Source organism: Pyrobaculum organotrophum (assembly GCF_055384425.1).
In genome coordinates, this window is the sequence record NZ_AP042430.1 from 1,719,512 (window position 1) to 1,736,447 (window position 16,936).

Annotated in this window: 22 protein-coding genes, 3 tRNA genes and 1 pseudogene; 8 read left to right on the forward strand and 18 right to left on the reverse strand. The window is 48.9% G+C overall.

The annotated features are described in order from the left end of the window. The first annotated feature begins 36 nt into the window (after positions 1-36). The 3 genes and pseudogenes from ACZ49R_RS10495 to ACZ49R_RS10505 all read left to right on the forward strand — a co-directional run bounded on the left by ACZ49R_RS10495 (position 37) and on the right by ACZ49R_RS10505 (position 1,113). Positions 37-309: a hypothetical protein gene (locus tag ACZ49R_RS10495; RefSeq protein WP_464733060.1), complete on the forward strand. Its 273-nt coding sequence runs from the start codon at positions 37-39 to the stop codon at positions 307-309. Next, positions 306-908: pseudogene (locus ACZ49R_RS10500) on the forward strand (diphthine--ammonia ligase); the annotation flags it as partial. The gene ACZ49R_RS10495 and the pseudogene ACZ49R_RS10500, both read left to right, overlap by 4 nt. Before the next feature lie 96 nt (positions 909-1,004). Then, positions 1,005-1,113: transfer RNA gene (locus ACZ49R_RS10505), tRNA-Cys, on the forward strand. Between the two features lie 21 nt (positions 1,114-1,134). Here the strand turns inward: ACZ49R_RS10505 and ACZ49R_RS10510 are convergent. Genes ACZ49R_RS10510 through ACZ49R_RS10530 form a run of 5 tightly spaced genes read right to left on the reverse strand, consistent with a single transcriptional unit; the run spans position 1,135 to position 4,920 of the window. Further along, entirely contained in the window at positions 1,135-1,473 is a 339-nt protein-coding gene (locus tag ACZ49R_RS10510; RefSeq protein ID WP_464733061.1) for a hypothetical protein, read from the reverse strand. 29 nt (positions 1,474-1,502) lie between these two features. After that, complete coding sequence (locus tag ACZ49R_RS10515; RefSeq protein ID WP_464733062.1) at positions 1,503-2,183, reverse strand: nucleotide-binding protein; 681 nt, start codon at positions 2,181-2,183, stop codon at positions 1,503-1,505. Positions 2,184-2,186: 3 nt separating this feature from the next. Next, a complete protein-coding gene (locus ACZ49R_RS10520) occupies positions 2,187-2,633 on the reverse strand; it encodes a hypothetical protein (protein ID WP_464733063.1) in 447 nt (148 codons plus the stop codon). A gap of 38 nt (positions 2,634-2,671) precedes the next feature. Then, the gene (locus tag ACZ49R_RS10525; RefSeq protein WP_464733064.1) at positions 2,672-3,133 is read right to left on the reverse strand and encodes a hypothetical protein; all 462 of its coding nucleotides are present in this window, start codon (positions 3,131-3,133) and stop codon (positions 2,672-2,674) included. A 20-nt stretch (positions 3,134-3,153) separates the two neighbouring features. Then, on the reverse strand, positions 3,154-4,920 hold the full coding sequence (locus ACZ49R_RS10530; protein ID WP_464733065.1) for an ATP-binding protein: 1,767 nt from the start codon (positions 4,918-4,920) through the stop codon (positions 3,154-3,156). Positions 4,921-5,131: 211 nt separating this feature from the next. Between ACZ49R_RS10530 and ACZ49R_RS10535 the strand changes: the two genes are divergently transcribed. Both ACZ49R_RS10535 and ACZ49R_RS10540 read left to right on the forward strand, forming a co-directional pair. Then, positions 5,132-5,923, forward strand: a complete 792-nt coding sequence (locus ACZ49R_RS10535; RefSeq protein ID WP_464733066.1) for a hypothetical protein — start codon at positions 5,132-5,134, stop codon at positions 5,921-5,923. Beyond that, the gene (locus tag ACZ49R_RS10540) at positions 5,901-6,398 is read left to right on the forward strand and encodes a Rab family GTPase (RefSeq protein WP_464733067.1); all 498 of its coding nucleotides are present in this window, start codon (positions 5,901-5,903) and stop codon (positions 6,396-6,398) included. Before ACZ49R_RS10535 ends, ACZ49R_RS10540 begins: the two co-directional genes overlap by 23 nt. On the opposite strand, the gene ACZ49R_RS10545 is transcribed toward ACZ49R_RS10540, so the two are convergent. The 8 genes from ACZ49R_RS10545 to ACZ49R_RS10580 form a co-directional block, all read right to left on the reverse strand. Further along, positions 6,373-7,341, reverse strand: coding sequence for an acyl-CoA thioesterase (locus ACZ49R_RS10545; RefSeq protein ID WP_464733068.1), 969 nt, complete (start codon positions 7,339-7,341; stop codon positions 6,373-6,375). The two genes, ACZ49R_RS10540 and ACZ49R_RS10545, sit on opposite strands and share 26 nt — an antisense overlap. 126 nt (positions 7,342-7,467) lie before the next feature. After that, positions 7,468-7,576: transfer RNA gene (locus tag ACZ49R_RS10550), tRNA-Thr, on the reverse strand. Positions 7,577-7,695: 119 nt separating this feature from the next. Next, complete coding sequence (locus ACZ49R_RS10555) at positions 7,696-8,313, reverse strand: 50S ribosomal protein L18 (protein WP_464733069.1); 618 nt, start codon at positions 8,311-8,313, stop codon at positions 7,696-7,698. Between the two features lies 1 nt (position 8,314). Then, positions 8,315-8,758, reverse strand: a complete 444-nt coding sequence (locus tag ACZ49R_RS10560; RefSeq protein WP_464733070.1) for a 50S ribosomal protein L19e — start codon at positions 8,756-8,758, stop codon at positions 8,315-8,317. A 2-nt stretch (positions 8,759-8,760) separates the two neighbouring features. Further along, the gene (locus ACZ49R_RS10565; protein WP_011763589.1) at positions 8,761-9,222 is read right to left on the reverse strand and encodes a 50S ribosomal protein L32e; all 462 of its coding nucleotides are present in this window, start codon (positions 9,220-9,222) and stop codon (positions 8,761-8,763) included. Positions 9,223-9,447: 225 nt separating this feature from the next. After that, on the reverse strand, positions 9,448-9,840 hold the full coding sequence (locus ACZ49R_RS10570; RefSeq protein ID WP_011763588.1) for a 30S ribosomal protein S8: 393 nt from the start codon (positions 9,838-9,840) through the stop codon (positions 9,448-9,450). 108 nt (positions 9,841-9,948) lie between these two features. Continuing rightward, positions 9,949-10,113 carry a 30S ribosomal protein S14 gene (locus ACZ49R_RS10575; RefSeq protein ID WP_011763587.1) on the reverse strand — a complete coding sequence of 55 codons (165 nt, stop codon included), beginning with the start codon at positions 10,111-10,113 and terminating at the stop codon, positions 9,949-9,951. A 30-nt stretch (positions 10,114-10,143) separates the two neighbouring features. Continuing rightward, the gene (locus ACZ49R_RS10580) at positions 10,144-11,022 is read right to left on the reverse strand and encodes an ABC transporter substrate-binding protein (RefSeq protein ID WP_464733071.1); all 879 of its coding nucleotides are present in this window, start codon (positions 11,020-11,022) and stop codon (positions 10,144-10,146) included. Between the two features lie 35 nt (positions 11,023-11,057). On the opposite strand from ACZ49R_RS10580, the gene dpdh reads away from it, so the two are divergent. Beyond that, positions 11,058-12,149 carry a D-proline dehydrogenase gene (gene dpdh, locus ACZ49R_RS10585; protein ID WP_464733072.1) on the forward strand — a complete coding sequence of 364 codons (1,092 nt, stop codon included), beginning with the start codon at positions 11,058-11,060 and terminating at the stop codon, positions 12,147-12,149. On the opposite strand, the gene ACZ49R_RS10590 is transcribed toward dpdh, so the two are convergent. The 3 genes from ACZ49R_RS10590 to ACZ49R_RS10600 form a co-directional block, all read right to left on the reverse strand. Further along, on the reverse strand, positions 12,146-12,646 hold the full coding sequence (locus ACZ49R_RS10590; RefSeq protein WP_464733073.1) for a DUF429 domain-containing protein: 501 nt from the start codon (positions 12,644-12,646) through the stop codon (positions 12,146-12,148). The genes dpdh and ACZ49R_RS10590 overlap by 4 nt on opposite strands. 24 nt (positions 12,647-12,670) lie before the next feature. Then, positions 12,671-13,309: a peroxiredoxin gene (locus ACZ49R_RS10595; RefSeq protein WP_464733074.1), complete on the reverse strand. Its 639-nt coding sequence runs from the start codon at positions 13,307-13,309 to the stop codon at positions 12,671-12,673. A gap of 102 nt (positions 13,310-13,411) precedes the next feature. Beyond that, a tRNA-Asp gene (locus ACZ49R_RS10600) sits at positions 13,412-13,530 on the reverse strand. A 421-nt stretch (positions 13,531-13,951) separates the two neighbouring features. On the opposite strand from ACZ49R_RS10600, the gene ACZ49R_RS10605 reads away from it, so the two are divergent. Continuing rightward, complete coding sequence (locus ACZ49R_RS10605; RefSeq protein ID WP_464733075.1) at positions 13,952-14,647, forward strand: DUF72 domain-containing protein; 696 nt, start codon at positions 13,952-13,954, stop codon at positions 14,645-14,647. Here the strand turns inward: ACZ49R_RS10605 and ACZ49R_RS10610 are convergent. Further along, the gene (locus tag ACZ49R_RS10610; RefSeq protein ID WP_464733076.1) at positions 14,627-15,241 is read right to left on the reverse strand and encodes a LysE family transporter; all 615 of its coding nucleotides are present in this window, start codon (positions 15,239-15,241) and stop codon (positions 14,627-14,629) included. The two genes, ACZ49R_RS10605 and ACZ49R_RS10610, sit on opposite strands and share 21 nt — an antisense overlap. 27 nt (positions 15,242-15,268) lie before the next feature. On the opposite strand from ACZ49R_RS10610, the gene ACZ49R_RS10615 reads away from it, so the two are divergent. Continuing rightward, positions 15,269-16,078 (forward strand): carbon-nitrogen hydrolase family protein, encoded by an 810-nt coding sequence (locus ACZ49R_RS10615; protein ID WP_464733077.1) that lies wholly within the window; start codon positions 15,269-15,271, stop codon positions 16,076-16,078. 22 nt (positions 16,079-16,100) lie between these two features. Here the strand turns inward: ACZ49R_RS10615 and ACZ49R_RS10620 are convergent, their stop codons facing one another. Beyond that, positions 16,101-16,931, reverse strand: coding sequence for a 7-cyano-7-deazaguanine synthase (locus ACZ49R_RS10620; RefSeq protein ID WP_464733078.1), 831 nt, complete (start codon positions 16,929-16,931; stop codon positions 16,101-16,103). Positions 16,932-16,936: the final 5 nt, after the last annotated feature.

Consider the following 16,936-nt stretch of genomic DNA (forward strand, 5'->3'; position numbering starts at 1 on the left):
TTTAGTAAAAATTTTTACCCCTCTACAACTCCCGACGTGGATTTACTAAAATTTATAGAAACTTTCAACGCCGAAATTGCAAAAAGACTTGATGTAGTTGAAAGCCGTGGTGAGGCAAATGGATTAATGGAGTGGGTAAATGGGAGAGTTGGAAGCTACGAAGTCTACTTCCTATGGTTTCCCAAGACCAAGCGGCTGGCATATGCCGTGAGAGGGCCGGGGCTTAGGAAAGAGGAGGTAGTAAATCTGGGGAGCGTTTTCGAGGCTGTGGCGTATGTAGAGAGAGTGATTAGCCAGTTGAAAAAATGAGGGTGGCAGTTCTCTACACAGGGGGGAAAGACAGCCACTACTCTCTCTTAAAGGCACTTGAGGATGGACATGAGGTGGCGTGTTTAATAACTGTCGTATCACAAAGAACAGACTCCTATATGTTTCACACTGTAAATATCAGGTGGAGTCTATTACATGGAGAGGCCATGGGTGTGTCTCAATATTTAGTTGAAGTAAGCGGCGAGAAGGAGAGGGAAGTAGAAGAACTTTACCAATCGCTAAAGGTAATAGTAGAGCGGCACAAGATAGAGGGTATTGTAACAGGGGCTGTGGCGTCTAGATATCAAAAATCGCGTATAGACTCCCTAGCCGAAAGACTCGGCCTTGTCCACATAACGCCTCTCTGGGGCCGCGACCAGGAAGAGGTCTTGAGGGAAGAGGCGCGGAGATTACGTTTTATAATTACCGCCGCCATGGCGATGGGGCTAAAGCCCAGACACCTGGGCCTTGTCGTAACACCAGAGGTAGCAGAAGAAATAATCGCCGCGAGTAGGAGATATGGGTTCTCCCCCGTCGGCGAGGGAGGAGAATATGAAACATATGTTTTTGAAAGCCCCCTGCTATCTGTCGAAATAGTTGCGGGCGAAAAATACTGGCATCCCAGCGGGTGGGGCTACTTTATTATTAAAGAGGCCAGAATTAAAAATTTAAATAAAGGCGGAGTAAAGAGACTAGCCCCGGTAGCTCAGTCCGGCAGAGCGGCGGAGGACCGCCAGTCCGCCGACGCTGCAGGCTACGGCAGCCACCCGTAGGTCCCGGGTTCAAATCCCGGCCGGGGCTCCAATGTCCGTCTTATCGCGCTCTCTATTTCTGTTGATTAAGCAAATAATAGAAAGTTGGCGTGACATATTTCAACTTGGCAATTTGCTGTGTCTTAGGTGGGAGCGGCTGCGCCAGCTCTCTAATCTTATCTCTAATGACGTATTTCTTTACTCTCTTTTTGAGATCTAGCGTCAGCTCTTCATACTCCGCGGCGTATCCCTCATCCACTAACTGCCTAAGCGCCTCTTCCACAGCTGGAAGAGAGACTTCAAACTTCTCCCTAAGCTCGTCTCTTGCAACTGAGACGAGGGCATATACCGTATGGACGTCTGCCGAAACTACAGACGCCAATACTGACGCCACTAATGTTTTTAGATCCACTTATCTATTTACATATTTTGATAAATATTTTACGTTGATATTTGTTCAAACCACCGTGACTTGTTTACTCTTTTAAGCTCTTGGAATAGAAACTCGGCGAGTTTAAGCACAGGCTTTGTATATAGTTGGCCACGTCTGTTGTAATAGTCTAAAGTTGCTGAAAATGGTATTTTAAGAACAGCGCCTTGATATTCAATCCCTCTTTCATGTTTATTTAAAACAATATAGAGCCGTGCGTCAAAAAACCTCTTTATAAGCGCCAAAGGCTTAGAACAGTCCTCATAGCCCTCTACAACTAATATGACGATATCTGCCCTATCTAGCCCAAAGACTTCTATTGGCGTTATTCTCGAGAGTTGGAACATATCGAGAAAGACGGCATCTATAGAATACTTCACTATGTTTCTCCTGACGGCCTCAGACAGATTATTGAATATCTGCTCCCAATTTTCTATCCTCCATATAGAGGCCGGATCTACCGCTATGGGTATTAAGAAGAGGTTTTTAGTCCTCTCGTCTTTATACGCCTCTATGTCAGGCTGGATTTTCTCAAGCTCTATATGAGGCGCCGGAAAAAAACGTGAGGCACCGCCTCCCAGGTCTATCAACAAAACGTTTATAGGTAGTGCTGCAGCTGTGTTTACGGCGAGTGTAGTTTTTCCAACACCACCTTTACAACTAGTGAAGGCAACAGTCCCAGTTTTTATCATTTATCACTGTGGTGTAGATGGGCGGCATTTCTCGGCAAGCGTAGCTACAAGCGCAGCCAACTTGGAGTTAAACTTCTCGGCGAGTTTTACTAAGTCCTCGGGCGACATTGATCTACTTAAAGCCTCTATATGTGGCTCCTCGAGGAGGTCAATGTTTTTGTAAATAACGTCGATCATGCGGTCGTTCATGACTATGGGCGTGGCTTTAGGCGCGATTAGAAACCTCACAAATGTCCTCTCCTCCGCCGGCAGTTTTGCAATAGTAGACGCTACAAACTTCATAAACTGTCCAACGTCAACCACTTCCTTAGACATGGACGGCGGGGTTTGTATAGGCTGAGCCGGTGTGGGCTCTGGCGACGGCTCTACTCTAACCTCTTGAGCCACGGCAGCGGTTTCTCTCTTCGGCTCTTCTTTTCTCTCGCCTACAATAGTTCTGAACTTCTCCACGACTTAAGACAAGTTATGGTTTATAAACATTACGAAGGTTATGAAGTAATGAGAAACAACGGCGCAAGATCGCTGTATATCTGGTTATAAAATTTAACAAATCTACTTGTAATATCCCAAAGCTCGTTTAACTCCTTTACTAAGTCAAAAAGCTCGTCTATTGTAAGATAGGGCGCCCCACCCTCTCTTATATCATCAAGCTTAGCTCTAAGCTTCTCTATAACTACATCGGCCTCTTTAACTATAGTCGCTAGGCGCTCTTCTACATCTCCAAGCCCCAGCTGTTTAAACTCGGGCACTCTGCCCCCTAACTTTTCCAATACAAGTATAAGCCTATCTGTCTCGTTTTTTATATAACTCTCGGCGAGATCTATAATTCTGCCCAGAGACTCAACAACCTCCGTATTAAATCTACGACGTGATTCACCATGTGCATTTGTTGTCTTTATTAATTCGTCTATAAGCGCGGCGTCTCCATACTTACGCAAATATCTCTCCACAGCAATAAGCTGTAGTCAGTTTATATAGGTTGAATACAGTGTTCAGACGGTTTATACCGTCTTACAACTTCCTCATAGCCAGCCCCTGCCACTGCAATTTCCAACTGCCGCACCGCTTGACATGGGCTTGACTTTGCTTTCTTTGCCGCAGAAGCGACAGCCACTTCAACTAAGATATCTCTACACTCGGCCCCGCACCTCTCGTATATGAGAGAGGCGTCTCCGACAGACTCAATATATCTCTCTAAGAGCTCCTCGACAGACTCGCCTATTTCTACGGCGGCTTTTAAAGCCGTTGCTAAAACCTCAGCTGGCACCACGGCGGCGGATTGAACTAACGCAATCGCGAGTTTTTTCGTAATTAAATTTCCGCGGGCTAGCGCCAATTCCACATAGTCTCTAAACGGTCTTAAATCCACCCTCGCTCTCTCAGCCGCCTCGTATAGAGTGTTTAACACCTCAATCCAACTCCTCTCCTCTACTTCCTCAGCTCTCCTCCCTGCGTAATACTCAAGCCCCCCCGCTACTGTAGGCGGAACGTCGATCGACAGTCTGTAGGGGTTTAGAATTGCCTCTACTACGGCTTCGTTTAATACGCCACGTTGGCAAAGCCGCCGCATCCTCCCTAGGCACGGGCTTCTGCCCAAGGCAAGCGCAACTATCGACTTGGCTAAGTCGTCGTAGGCCTCGTAAGCAATTACATAAGCCTTTACTAACATACGTATATTTATCTCCCGTAAAGCTATGCCGCAGAGACGTCGCACTTCCTCAGCCGCCTTTAGAAGAGCCTCTTTATATAACTCTCCCAGCTTTGTGCCTAGCGCCTTTATATACCAAGTGGGTCTCATTAACCGTCTTAACTCCTCCGCCGATTGTAGCGCCAGTATTTTTACATACTCTTTGTGAGGCCCTGTGACTCTGTCTATAAGCGCCAGGAGCTTTTCTAACGTCCTAACTCTAGACTCCACTACGTCGTAGTGTATAGATTGTGCAACTATAGGAGACGGAAGATGTCTATTTGCCAATACATTTACAAAAACTCTGCCTCTTGAACATGTAGGGGCATACACCGACTTTATAAAAGACTTAAGTCTCTCCACATATACACGCCTGGCTTCTTTCACAACGGCGGCAGGATCCTCGTCGCAATATTGAAGAGACTTCGCCCCATAGAGAGCCATAAAACCCAACCCCTCGCCCCACTCTGAGATCTTCTCCACTACGACATTTGCATAATCGTCGCCACAGTAAACCTCGCTATTTTGAAGAAATATCTCTCTAGCAACTTCTAGACTTGGCTTAACCACCACTTTTTCATATCTAGAAAGCTCTGATCTACATCTAGTGGCAAGCTCGCTGGGTAATACAATCGCCGAGGGAAACCCCCTCTGTCTTATATATTCGGCCCTGGCAATTATTTTACTACAGTTGTCTCGCCAAAGGACGGCGTGTTCAACCCAAATTTCAGGCTCTGCATAAAACTGCGGCGGCAATGCGTCAAATATTGCAAAAGCCCATTTTGCCCTCTTAGCCAATTTTATATACTCTGAAAAAGTAGAGGTATCAGACGCCAAGTCTATAACAACGGCGCCTCTCTCCGCAACAGAGTAGGCAAGTGAAAATATTGCAATAGATTTGCCAACGCCGTGAGGCCCCAATATAACAATAGAAGCGCCCTCTCTTAGCCTCTTGGCGATATCCTCCACTATGGGGGAAGACACTATAGAGATGTCCACATCTCCAAGTCTAAAGTACAAGACATCTCCTCGCCGGCTGAATAAATGCACAGATATATCACAGAGATTTTATATAACACAAGAGCTTAACGATATATTTTACTTACGATAGCCACATGCCCTACGCCTAAGGGCTTTCTCCTCGCCCACGCCTTAGTCGGCAACCAAACTATCTCTAGAACAAATTCGTTGAACACGAAACGTCACACGCGCTAAAGTGTTGTTGAAAAGTTGTATATTAATAGCTACACGTTAGTGATACGTGTCTACAGCTCTTGACGCGGGAATCGCCGGAAGTCGCTACCTACGTCTTCTATTAAAGCAGAACGAAGTAAAGGTAGACGATGCCTTGGGAAAGATATATCAACTATTAGCTGAGTTAGGCTATTTTGTAAAACGTGGCGATAAATACAAGCGTACAAACAAGGTGCTACCTACTGTATCTAGCCGTCTACTCGGTGCAGTTTTTGACGACATAATCATCCCCCATCTCCTTGGCGAAGCCTTTAGACTAAATCACGAGGCGCTTTTTGCCGCAACAGCACTTTTCCAACCGCTAAGAGCAAGAGCGTCAACGAAGATAGGTAGAGGAGAGCTGGCGCTGGTGGCAGGCTGGCTTCCCTGCGGCTTCTCTACAGAGATATCTGCAGCAACGGGGGCAGACCTCGTGGTATTAGACGAACACTGGGAAGTCTTGGCGCTTGAAGAAGAGCGCGTCTCAATACTACCTCTAGAGCTGGAAAAAATCGGCGAGTCTATGTCCGCCTCTCTCTACGTCAGCTTTGAGGTAGGGCGTATAGACGATCTACCAGCGGACAAATATGGGCTGTTTTCCTTCGCAATTATATGCCATAGAGAGGTAGATTTAAAAAGAGCCCGGGAGTTGGCGAAGAGAGTATATAGGGTAAATTTCATGGGGGCCCTTGGGATATTTGCAGACCTTATCTCAGAGACGTTAGGCCTGGGCAGAGGCGAAGAATGCGGCCGAAGTGGGAAGATTATATATAGAGACTCAGACCTCTGTATAACAGATGTTTCGAAAGAAGGAGAGTAATACAATTGTCTTTATGGGCGTCGGCGGAGTTGGAAAAACCACATATATCTATAGGATACTCGGGATTGCAAAAATGCCGAGAGTTACCCGGAGACCCGGCGTCTATCAGATAGTAGTTGGAAACAGAGAGTTGTATCTCGTAGATACGCCAGGTCAATACGCCGTAGAAGTAGCACAAAAATATTATGAAGCTATAAGAGTCTTTGGCACCCGTCTCAACCTGATTGTATATATGTACAGTATTGTAGACCCCCCGACGTTACATGCATTGTGGGAAATCGAGAACTGGGTTTCTAAATACCCGCCACATAAAAAGATATTAATTGGAAATAAGAGAGATCTCGCAGAAGAAGTCGGATTTATGACCGAGGGTGATGACGTTGCGACAGCCATAGGGGCTGTCCGCCTCTACTACACCTCAGCCCTTAAAGATGAGCCTGAGGAGCTCCTTAACCACCTCGTAGAAAACCTCTAACCAGCTGAAGAAGCCACGGCTCCGCCCCGGCGGGCGGTCTAAGCCCCTTCAACATCCTGGCTTCCTGCACGCTCTCCTCTTTCCTTCTTCTAGCGGCTTCGTCGCCTCTAGGCGGGATCCTAATTTCGCTTGGCTTCCCCTCGGACATATTGACAAAAGTAAAGTAGCCGTCGGCAACTCTCCGTCGGCCTCTCTGGCCAAACGCCTCTACTACAAAGCCAATTTCTAGACTTGTAGAGCCAACGTGAGTAACCCCTGTTTTAACAGAGACAATATCTCCAACATAGATAGGCCTTCTAAAGACAATTCTGTTGACGCTAGCTGTCACATATATAGCTGGGTAAAACTGAAAAGCCTCTATAAATGCCAACTCGTCTAGTCTATAGAGAAGTCTCCCGCCGTACATTAAGACTCCATCGATAGAGTCTTCAGGCATTGCTAAGAAGCTACTTGTTAAATGCCTATCTCCCTCTACGCCGGGCTCTTCCCCTTCAACTACCGCATCTATATCAGACCTCCACTTCTGGAAGTAACTACACAACTCCTCCCATCCCACGTCGCAAATCACCCTCTTCCCCACAGGCGCAGGCTCTCCTCCAGGCCCAAGTTTTACAAATATCATTCTACCTACTGTAGCCAAGTTAGTCTCGCCCCCTCTCTTTACATAAGACTCCACTAACACAGAGATACTACTCCGTCTGACGTTTACAACCCAGCCTCTGAAAGTTAATAAATCGCCGGCCCTCACCGGGGTGACAAAATGCATCCTGTCTAAAAACCCAAGTACCACATCTCCCTCGGCGAAATTCATAGCCGCTACACTGCCGACGTCTACAACCCACTGTAACATATAGCCGCCATATAACATACCAAGTGGATTTACATGTCTTTGCGACACCAACCGGGTGGATTCTACTAAAGTCCTAGATACAAATACCTCCACAAGCCAGAAGAAAAACGATATTAAAACCATGACCCTAGGCGTTATCGCCTCTTCCTGCCAGTGTTCATTACCCCCGCTCGTAATATAGATCTCTACACACTGGACTACGACGACTTGATATAAAAAAGCCCCGGCCGGGATTCGAACCCGGGACCTCCCGCTGTCTTGCCAACAGCTACAAGGCGTGCGCGGGGCGTCGCCCCAGGGCGCTCCGACCGGGCTGAGCTACCGGGGCTTGCCTTTATGTAAATAGCTATTTTTAAAATTTAAGGCCGGGGGGCCGACTATCATAGAGCCGCCTAGGGCGGCACTCCAGCGGCACTCTATAAGATAGAGCTCGGAAGAATATATATATTACTGAGCTATAGCTTTGGCGAGTTTTCCCTCGTAATACTCTATAATTTTCTTTTTCACTTCCTCAAAGTGAGTAGGCAACTCTTCTGGAGCTAATCCCCGCTGGAGGTATCGAGAAAATCTCGTCTTGTAGAGCTCTGGGTTTTCCTTCTTGAGTTTTTCTGCATATTCCGCGATGTGTTTACCAGATATTCTATCGTCGCTGGGGATGATCTCTTCGCCATGAGGAATCTCTAAACCGGCGTCTAGAGCGCCCTTAAGCACTGCAAACACTCTCGACCCAGCCACAGGTCTGTGAAGACCTATGTCAAGCACAGCTTCTCTCACACCACGTATTCTCGCCTTGTATCCAACGATAAGCCCCAGTAGGTATGCGGCCGGGGTGTTGTTCTCATCTCCCTTCCAGCCGAATTTAGCAAGCGCCCTTGTGTCTATGCCTACAATAGTCACGTCGCCTTGTGGCTTTGCCACAACGACCTGAGCAATTATGTGTTTGTTTGTCTTCCTAACCACAAGCCTAGGCTTTTTAGAGAGTAGTAACTTCCTCCTCTTCCTATAGTTAGTGAGGCCTTCCCTCCTCCTTCTAAACGGAACCTTATATCTAGGGCCTCTTGCCATGTTACCGTACAGGCTCTTTCGCTAGCTTATGTTCGTTTATATACATCTTCAAGTGACTTAAGTCACGGAAGTAGTTGCCCTTTACCATCCTATATAGCTGTCTCCAGACTCTAGGTTCTATCAAGCCCTTTTTCTTCAAAGTATTTAGAAACCTCCTCATAGCCCTCACTTTGTTTTTCCACAACTCTTCTTCGTCTATCCTCCTCCCTTTGCGGCTACCGTGTCCCCTCCTCCTCCCCTCCTTCTTTTTCTCATGTCTAATACGCCAACGTCCTCTAGATACGCCTTTTTTCTGCTCAGCCCAAATAAGCCCTTGGTCTATGAGCGCTCTTACATCGTCTTTAGTAACCACCTCTTCTAACCTCTCGGCGGCTTCAGGCGATATCTTTACCCTACTTACCCCAACTCCCAAGATTTCTGCCGCAAGTCTTTTCACATCGACCATACCTATTGGCTAGACTGGGCCTTATTTAACTCTTTCTTCAACAGCTCCTCCACCCTCTTCCCAGGATTAAGCACGTAGAATCCCAGCTCTCGCGCCTTTTTCACAATCTCAAGTCTTTTCTTTAGCCCTACTGTCCTCCCTATTCTAACGGCGTGTATCTTGGGGTCTAGTTTACTCAGCTCCTCTGGGCTATGTACAATAGCTTCTACAAAGCCGCTGGGGTGTAGGCCGCGTACGGCGGCAGGCTTGCGGTAGCCTACCTCCACAGGCTTAGGCCAGCCCTTCCACTTTCTCCTAATCTTATTGTCAAGCGACCTCTGGTTCCTCCATCCACTATCCTCAATCCTCTTATACCTCCACTGGTCTATACGCACGAAGTCAGGCTTCTTCCTCTTAAGTAAAAGCCTTAGCCTAAGCAATCTCCTAAGGGGCTGTGGGAGCTCTCTCCTAGGTCTCGCAGACACGAAAAACGGGGAGTAAAAGAGTATTTAAATTTCATCGCTATTTCTTAGCACGATCTCTTGAAAGGCGAAACTTACCGCGTTGTAAGACCCCCTACGAGGGCTACGACCGCGCTCCCTGCCCTAAAGGGCGGGGCTTTCAATTGTAAATAGAGAGGCTTCAGAGACGTTCTCTAGTCTTGACGCGCTTGAAAATCCCAAGAAGTGAGGAGGCGGTGGTGAGCGTCTTTAATAAACGTAAGCTAATAGAACGCCGCCGATTTTCCTCTCTTTAGCTTCGATATGAGACATAACGCCCTGGCTTGTGGAGATGACTAAAATTCCTATCTGTCTAGCGGGGAGGAACTTCTGCTCCCATTGAACAATCTCTCTATATTTCACCGGGTATCTAGGCCTTATTGGGCCGATGTCGTTGATCTTCCCAAGCAGCTGGACTACGTATTTCCCACCTCTCCCGTCGTCGATATATTCTATTTCGCCAACGTAGCCATAACGCTGAAGTACTCTTAATGTATGGTAGATTAGTTTATTCACAGGCCATATTACTACCTGTTTCTTGCCCATTATCTCTGCATTTTTAATCTGGATCAAGGCGTTAGAGAGCAGGTCAAGCATCACCATCGTCTCCGCGAACCCCCTACCTTTAAAAACATTTCGCCTAACTCCAGATCTAGAAAGGCGACAAAAATACCACTGCTCTCGAATATAAGCTAGTGACGGAGAGTTTTGTTAATAGTATTTTCTAAAGCCAAGTTGTGGAGCTACCTCTCGGAAACACCTCCTACATAAATACAGCCCGTATTTACGTATCACAGCCTCTCTGGTGCCACATCTAATACACCTTATCTTGCTCTTGCCGTAGGGCCTCTCCTTTGGAGGTTTTGTAGACGGCACAGCCGGAAAAAGGGGGGTGTATTTAAAATTTTACGACTGTAGAAATAGCTCGAAATTCCGCTGGAAAATCTCGTCTAATTTACCAGTTTGCATAAGATTCTCAATTACTTGATCTACAACTAGCTTAAGATCTTGGGCACATTTAGGCATAGCCACCGAGATGTAACCTGCAGAACCAGGAAGCTCAAACGCGATCTTGAGATCGGGGAATTTTCTAACAAGAGCTGTGGCGATGGAGCGGTCTAGGATTATCGCGTCTACGTCGCCTCTCTTCAACACCTCGACCATATAGGGGTACACCTTGTCGTACCTTCTCACAGTCGCCTTCCCGGGCTTCTCCAAGTTTGTAGCCGCCCACTCTTCGTGGGTTGTGCCAATTTGTACACCCACGGTCTTGCCATAGAGATCTTCCACTTTGTTTATATCTGTGCGCGAAGCCTTAGTAACAACTACTATAGACTCCAGATAATACGGCATGGAGAACTCGAGGACTTTCTCCCTCTCAGAAGTCCAGGTGATGGCGCTGATGGCCAGATCCACGTCCCCCTTCCTAACGGCCTCTAAAAGGCCGGCGAATCTCATATCTCTAATCTCCAGCTGAACCTCCAGGGCCTTCGCGATCTCGCGGGCAATGTCTATATCCCAGCCCACTATCTTGTCGCCCATAACCCATTCCCAGGGAGGCCACGTTGCGTCTGTGCCAACTATTAACTTCCCCCTCTTCTTAATAACATCGACAGAAACTGGACAAGCCGCTTGGGGAGAGGAGGGCGTGGCAGTTGTCGCAGTAGCGTTCGGCGTAGTGGTTGTAGCCGCTATGGAAGCCTTCGGCGCCGTGGAGAAGCCAACGAGGTAGCCCAAGACGAGACCTATGAGCAACGCCGCTATTGATACAGCCACAGACTTCATGGCAATTGATAAATATCCTGTATAAAACATTTGCCATGAAGGTTGCCATCGTTGGAGGTGGAATTATCGGCCTTTTTACAGCATACTATCTGAGACAACAAGGCGCAGACGTGGTGATAATCGAGCAGGGAGAGCCAGGCGGCTGGTCTAAGGCGGCGGCGGGCATTCTGGAGTTCACACGCTTTGTGATAAACCGGATAAACGTGAGGTCCTATCCCAAGAGGTACCTCTCTATGGCTCTCCGTGGCGACGCGAGGATAAAGACTTGGGACTGGCGTTGGATTTCGGCATACCTCAGGGCGTGGGGTAGGGAGCCTACACAAGACATGTGGGAAGCTATAAAAACTCTCGGCGAATACTCCTGGCGTCAGTACAGGGCGCTGGCTGAGGCAGAGAATGACTTCGCTTACTCAGAAGAGCCTCTCTATGAGGTGGGGATAGACGTGGCGGCGGCGCTGGAAGAGGCCAAACGCGATCCCCTATCGCCGAAGGTGGAGATGGGCAGATGTTGTGGCAGAGAGGCGCTGGTGTATTTAGACGCCGCGAAGTTATCTACAGAAGACTTCGTGGCTAGAATGCTTAGAGAGCTACAGGGGGTCCAGATGGTGAGGAAGAGGGCGCAGGAGGTGGCCGGCCGGGAGGTCTGGCTAGAGGGCGGCGACGTGGTGAAGGCAGACGCCGTCGTGGTGGCTGCCGGCTACTGGGCGAGGAAATTCGGAATCCCAGTCGCCCCGTTTAAGGGGTACGGCTTCAGAACCACAGCCAAAGCCCAAAGCATGTTTATAGAAATGGCCAAAGGGGTCGCGGTGGTGCCTCTCCCCAAGTGGACAAAGGTAACGGGTAGGTTCGACCTAGATGGCACGGAAGATCACAGTCCCTCTGCCAGGGTGTTGCAAAGAGCCCGGGAGGTCTTGGGCAACTTCGAGGTGTTAGACATGTCAGTGGGCTACAGGCCTTGTACCCCAGACGGGTTTCCCATAGTGGACAAGATAGGCGAGGTCGTGATTGTAACAGGGGCTTGTAGACTCGGCTGGACATACGGCCCAGCCCTGGGAAAGCTGGCCGCAGACCTAGCCCTCGGGAAGCCCGGTGTAGAGGCCCTTACCGCGCGCCGCTTCCGCCGTTAGAGACAGACCCTGGCCGTGGGGAGGACAAAGGGGCCGAACCTCCTGTAGGCCCCCCTTGTATACGCCACAGCCGTCAATGCCGCAATTGCCGCATCGACGAGATCCCTCTGGCGCAGGCCCAGCCACCTCTCTATAGCCCTCCTAGACAGCCCCATTGCCTTTAAGCTCGTCGTTGGGTGCACCTCTATCACCACGCCCTCTAACGCGCCCGCAAGCCTAATCCCCCTCTCGGTAAGTTTAGCCATACCCCCCATCATGGGCGGCAGAAGCCTAAAGCCGAGTCTCCTCAACTCTCTCTCCACATCTCTTAAGCCGCGTCCCCCCGGCGGCATAGAGAGAGGGGCGTCTATAGCCACAACAGCAGGCTTAAACAAGCCGACGAGCTTGACGACATCTCTGTCGCCTAGCCCAAGCCCTAGGTAGAGGAGGTCGCATTCCTCAAATACAGCAATGGCAGAAGGCCTACGCACCGAGAGGTCGACTCCGGCAACAACCACAAGAAAGAGGTGGTGTAGAAAAAATTACAGTTTCTTTGTACAGAACCACCAGGTCTTGCACTCGATTCCGGCCTCCTTTAGTCTCTTCTCGGCTTCTTCGTAAGTATGTGGCGGTGGGACTATTACTGGGTCGCCTGGTCTCCAGTCGGCTGGAGTGGCATAGCCGTACTTGTACGTGAACTGTATCGCGTCGATTATACGCAGAATCTCGTCGATATTTCTGCCATTTGTCAACGGATATAGGGCGAACCAAACTAGCTTTAGCTCTGGGTCTATCAACGCCACCATTCTTACGGTGGCTGTTGTGCCTGGCGGAATTGCATTAAACAAATTTGCTACTTGGAAATCTGGCACGTCGGAGATTATTGGAAATGGAATCTCGACACCCCACAGCTGTTTTATCTGTCTCTTCCACTCTACATGGCTATAGACAGTGTCTACACTAAGGCCAAGTAGCTCGACCCCCCTCTTCTTAAACTCGTCGTATTTCTTTGCAAAGGCAATAAACTCTGTCGTGCAGACTGGCGTAAAGTCGCCGGGGTGGCTAAACAGCAGTAGCCACCTGCCCTTGTAGTCACGGAAACACCTCCTCCCAGCGTCTGTATTGAAGCATAGATCCTCCGGAATTTTCATCCCCAGATACGGACCTTTTACTTCTGGCATAGATACAAATTCTATTTGAATTTATAAATGTTTCTATCCCGAAAATACTTCTGAAAGTTATAAATAGAAAAATTGGGCGCGTAGGTTAAAGAGTTGAGACAATGGCGCCCCGGCCGGGATTTGAACCCGGGTCACGGGCTCGACAGGCCCGCTTTAGCTGGCACATGGCCATATACTAGTCCGGGCTATACTACCGGTTGGGGTAGCCGGCTGGCTACGGCCCCCGTCTAGCCGGGGCGGCTCTAACTACGGCTCACTTTAAAAAGTTTTTCGCCAACAACAATAGCTTTAGATTGGCAAAGCGCCTTAAGAGTTTTTAGAACTCCCTTAGCGAATCTAGATATTTTTCATAAGCAACAGCCGTTAAGACGGCGGCTGATGTTTTAGCCGTAATCTTATGTTTTATAAATCTATGGGCGGTCACTATATACTGCATAACTTGTCTCCCCGCCTTGAGGGGCGAGGCTTTTGGTTGTAAACATATAGGAGGCCGGCCTCTATCAAGGTCTCAGGGGTCGGAAGAAGAGACTTGGCATACATGCTGCTTTTCAGAACGCTACTGCGGCAGTATGAGTCTAGTTGCCGGAAAATGGGCGGTTGCAATTGCGGTAAACAAGTTTTTGTGCAGGTCTAGTGTCGTCTATGGAGGTGTTTGTTGGGACGTCTGGGTGGCTCTATTCCTGGAATTTAGGCAGGTCGCTTGAATGGTATGTGGAACAGAGCGGGCTTAACGCCGTTGAGCTCAACGCCAGTTTCTACAGATTTCCCACTAAGAGACAAACGGCGAAGTGGGCAAAAGTCGGCTGTGGGCTTAGGTGGGCTGTGAAGGTATATAGAGGGGTTACCCACTTCGGCAGACTTTCTGATAGAGCACTAGAGCTGTTGAAAAGGTTTTTCGAAGTGTTCAAGCCGCTTGACCCATATGTAGATTTCTATCTTTTCCAAATGCCGCCTACCTTTGTCAAATCTAGCGTCAATATGTCACGAGTGGAGAAAATTGCCGGCTTGCTCGGGAGGAGGGCGGCGTTTGAATTTAGACACCCCAGCTGGTTTAGTAAAGACATTGTGGAATGGGCTGAGGATGTGGGCTTTACCCCCGTTTCTATAGATTCGCCAGATTGGGTTTGGATCGTAGAAGCTGGGGGAACCGTGTATCTACGGATGCATGGACGAACGCTTTGGTATTCACATTACTATGACGAAGAGGAGCTTAGAGAGGTTGCACAGAAAATTATAGAACTTAAGCCGGAGAGGGCCTATGTCTTTTTCAACAACAACCACGCCATGTTAGAAAACGCCAGGGCTATGTTTACAATTTTAAAAGAGCTTACGCAGTAGCTCAACGCCGAAGTATAACAACATGATGGCTAGAGCGGCGAGAAAGGCGGCGTAGCCCTTCGCCGAGAGGAGGCGCGACGCGGCATTTCCAAGAGACGCCATGAGTACTAGCCAGAGGTAGTCCATCCAGACGTGTGCAACATATACCGCGGCGAAGACATAGGGGGGTTGGGCGGCGAGCTCCGCCACTATGGGGCCGGCCACCGTTATCCACCAGAGGAGAAAGTAGGGGTTTAGAGCTGTTAGCGCTATGCCTGCCGTCAGAGGGTTTGCAAATTTAGACGTGGGGATGGCTGGCGGCCTACCTCTGGCTATCCCCCAGGCGTCTCTTAGGAGGAGGTACGCAAAATATAGTATGAAGGCGAGAGCGGCTACGGTCAAGGGGAGCTTATAGGTCTCGACGTTGATCTTGCTGAAGGCATAGACAAGGGCCATAACATAGGGAAGCTCAAAGGCCATGTGGCCGGCGGCGACATAGAGACCTGCTCTCCATCCGCGAGTTGCTCCCAATGCCACTGCAGAAGCAGTGAGGGGGCCTGGAGAAAATGCGCCAGATGGAGTTATCAGTGTTATGGAGAGGATTAAGTTTAACATGTTTAAATCCGTAGATCCTCCTTTATAATGTTTAGGTTGGGCATAGCTCAGATTTCCCCTGGCAACTTAGATAAATTAAGAAGTCTCGTGGGAAGGTCTGAGCCAGATCTACTGCTTCTACCAGAGTACTCTATGTTCGACCCCACCGGGCTCCCCCCGGAGGAGATTTGGAATAAGGCAGTAGCTCTCGAAGATTTCACCAGCTTAATTGGACGTTTGGCAAGAGAGCTCGGCGCCTATGTGGTCGGGGGGTTCCTAGAGCGAGGACCTAGGCCGAAGGTGTATAACACTACAGTTTTAGTAGATCCAGGGGGGAGGGTAGTGGGGTTTTATCGGAAGACGCATCTCTTCGACGCCTACGGCTATAAAGAGTCTGAGTTTGTAGAGCCAGGCGCCGAACTTTCGCAAGTTTATACAGTGAGGGGGGCCAGGGTCGCCTTTGCAGTATGTTTTGAGCTAAGGTTTCCAGAGGTGTTTAGAGAATTAGCTTTGGCAGGAGCCGACCTCGTGGCCGTCCCCGCCGCGTGGTACGCAGGTCCTCTAAAAGAGGAGATTTTACACATCTTGGCAAGGGCTAGAGCTATAGAAAATGGTATGTACATCGCAGTCTCAGCTCTCTGGGGGCCGCGCTTCACAGGGAGGTCGGTTGTGGTAAACCCCTTCGGCGTTGTAGAGGCAGAGCTTGGCGCTGGGGAGAGATATCGCGAGGTCTTAATAGATCTACGTCTTGTAGAAGAAGCTAGAAAAACTGTGCCAACTATATATCTTAGAAGGCCACATTTATACAGAAGGCTATGTGATGAACATGGGAACGACGGATTTATGAAGAGGGCTTGATTATCTGAAGTCTCAGCAAAAATTAGGTCTGTCCTCGTTTGACACAACTTATATGTATATAGAAGCGACCTCTTCTTTCAAAGCCTGGGCCGGGCGGGGCTAAATATGTGGTACAGTCGGGCAGTCCGGCTTCTATAAATGCCGCATGTCTATTTCTACAGCTTTCACACTCTCCGCAGTGGGCTTCACCAGATTTATAACAAGACCAAGTTTCGTATATCAAATCGCCCACCTCTTGATAACATATCTTAAGGAGTTGCGACTTTTTAAGCCCCTCTCTAGAGGGAGTCCAGATCTCTACGTCTCTCTCGGCGCGGAAGTGGCATATACGAAAGGCCGTCTGGAGAGCCTCTATACATTCGGGGGAGCAGTCCGGATATCGAGGTTCCCAAGTGTCTTCACGCGGTTTTATGTCGTCGTAATGCGCCCCGTAAATAACGTAAGTCTTCGCCCCGGTAAAATTCCTAATTGTATAGGCATATGCGGTGGCAACCGCCGCCATTACGACATTTCTAATTGGGACGACAACCGTCGGCGTATATTCCCTCTCTACAGAAAGAGAGGAGTCTGTCAGTTGTGTTCCACGCCATAGCTCGCCCAGGGCAGAGAGATCGACTACTCTATGTTCTACAACTCTCCCCCAGCCTCTGGCGGCGGCTAATTCATCTATCTTCCTAAGGACGAGTTGCGCCTTTTCTACCTCTATAGACGCCTTCTGGCCGTAGAGAAAAGACACCGCATGTATATCACAACCCCTCTTAAGCCAGAGGACGGCGTAACACGTGCTGTCAGGCCCCCCGGATACGACGGCGACAGCGCGGCAAGGCCTTTCTGGTTTCACCAGAGTAGCCATGATAT

Excerpts from the sequence above, each read along its gene's own strand:
- ACZ49R_RS10620 (WP_464733078.1), bottom strand. The coding sequence starts at position 16,931 with ATGGCTACTCTGGTGAAACCAGAAAGGCCTTGCCGCGCTGTCGCCGTC.
- ACZ49R_RS10560 (WP_464733070.1), bottom strand. The coding sequence starts at position 8,758 with ATGGTCGATGTGAAAAGACTTGCGGCAGAAATCTTGGGAGTTGGGGTA.
- ACZ49R_RS10540 (WP_464733067.1), top strand. The coding sequence starts at position 5,901 with ATGTTTCGAAAGAAGGAGAGTAATACAATTGTCTTTATGGGCGTCGGC.
- dpdh (WP_464733072.1), top strand. The coding sequence starts at position 11,058 with ATGAAGGTTGCCATCGTTGGAGGTGGAATTATCGGCCTTTTTACAGCA.
- ACZ49R_RS10615 (WP_464733077.1), top strand. The coding sequence starts at position 15,269 with ATGTTTAGGTTGGGCATAGCTCAGATTTCCCCTGGCAACTTAGATAAA.
- ACZ49R_RS10595 (WP_464733074.1), bottom strand. The coding sequence starts at position 13,309 with ATGCCAGAAGTAAAAGGTCCGTATCTGGGGATGAAAATTCCGGAGGAT.
- ACZ49R_RS10570 (WP_011763588.1), bottom strand. The coding sequence starts at position 9,840 with ATGGTGATGCTTGACCTGCTCTCTAACGCCTTGATCCAGATTAAAAAT.
- ACZ49R_RS10515 (WP_464733062.1), bottom strand. The coding sequence starts at position 2,183 with ATGATAAAAACTGGGACTGTTGCCTTCACTAGTTGTAAAGGTGGTGTT.
- ACZ49R_RS10605 (WP_464733075.1), top strand. The coding sequence starts at position 13,952 with ATGGAGGTGTTTGTTGGGACGTCTGGGTGGCTCTATTCCTGGAATTTA.
- ACZ49R_RS10555 (WP_464733069.1), bottom strand. The coding sequence starts at position 8,313 with ATGGCAAGAGGCCCTAGATATAAGGTTCCGTTTAGAAGGAGGAGGGAA.
- ACZ49R_RS10580 (WP_464733071.1), bottom strand. The coding sequence starts at position 11,022 with ATGAAGTCTGTGGCTGTATCAATAGCGGCGTTGCTCATAGGTCTCGTC.
- ACZ49R_RS10610 (WP_464733076.1), bottom strand. The coding sequence starts at position 15,241 with ATGTTAAACTTAATCCTCTCCATAACACTGATAACTCCATCTGGCGCA.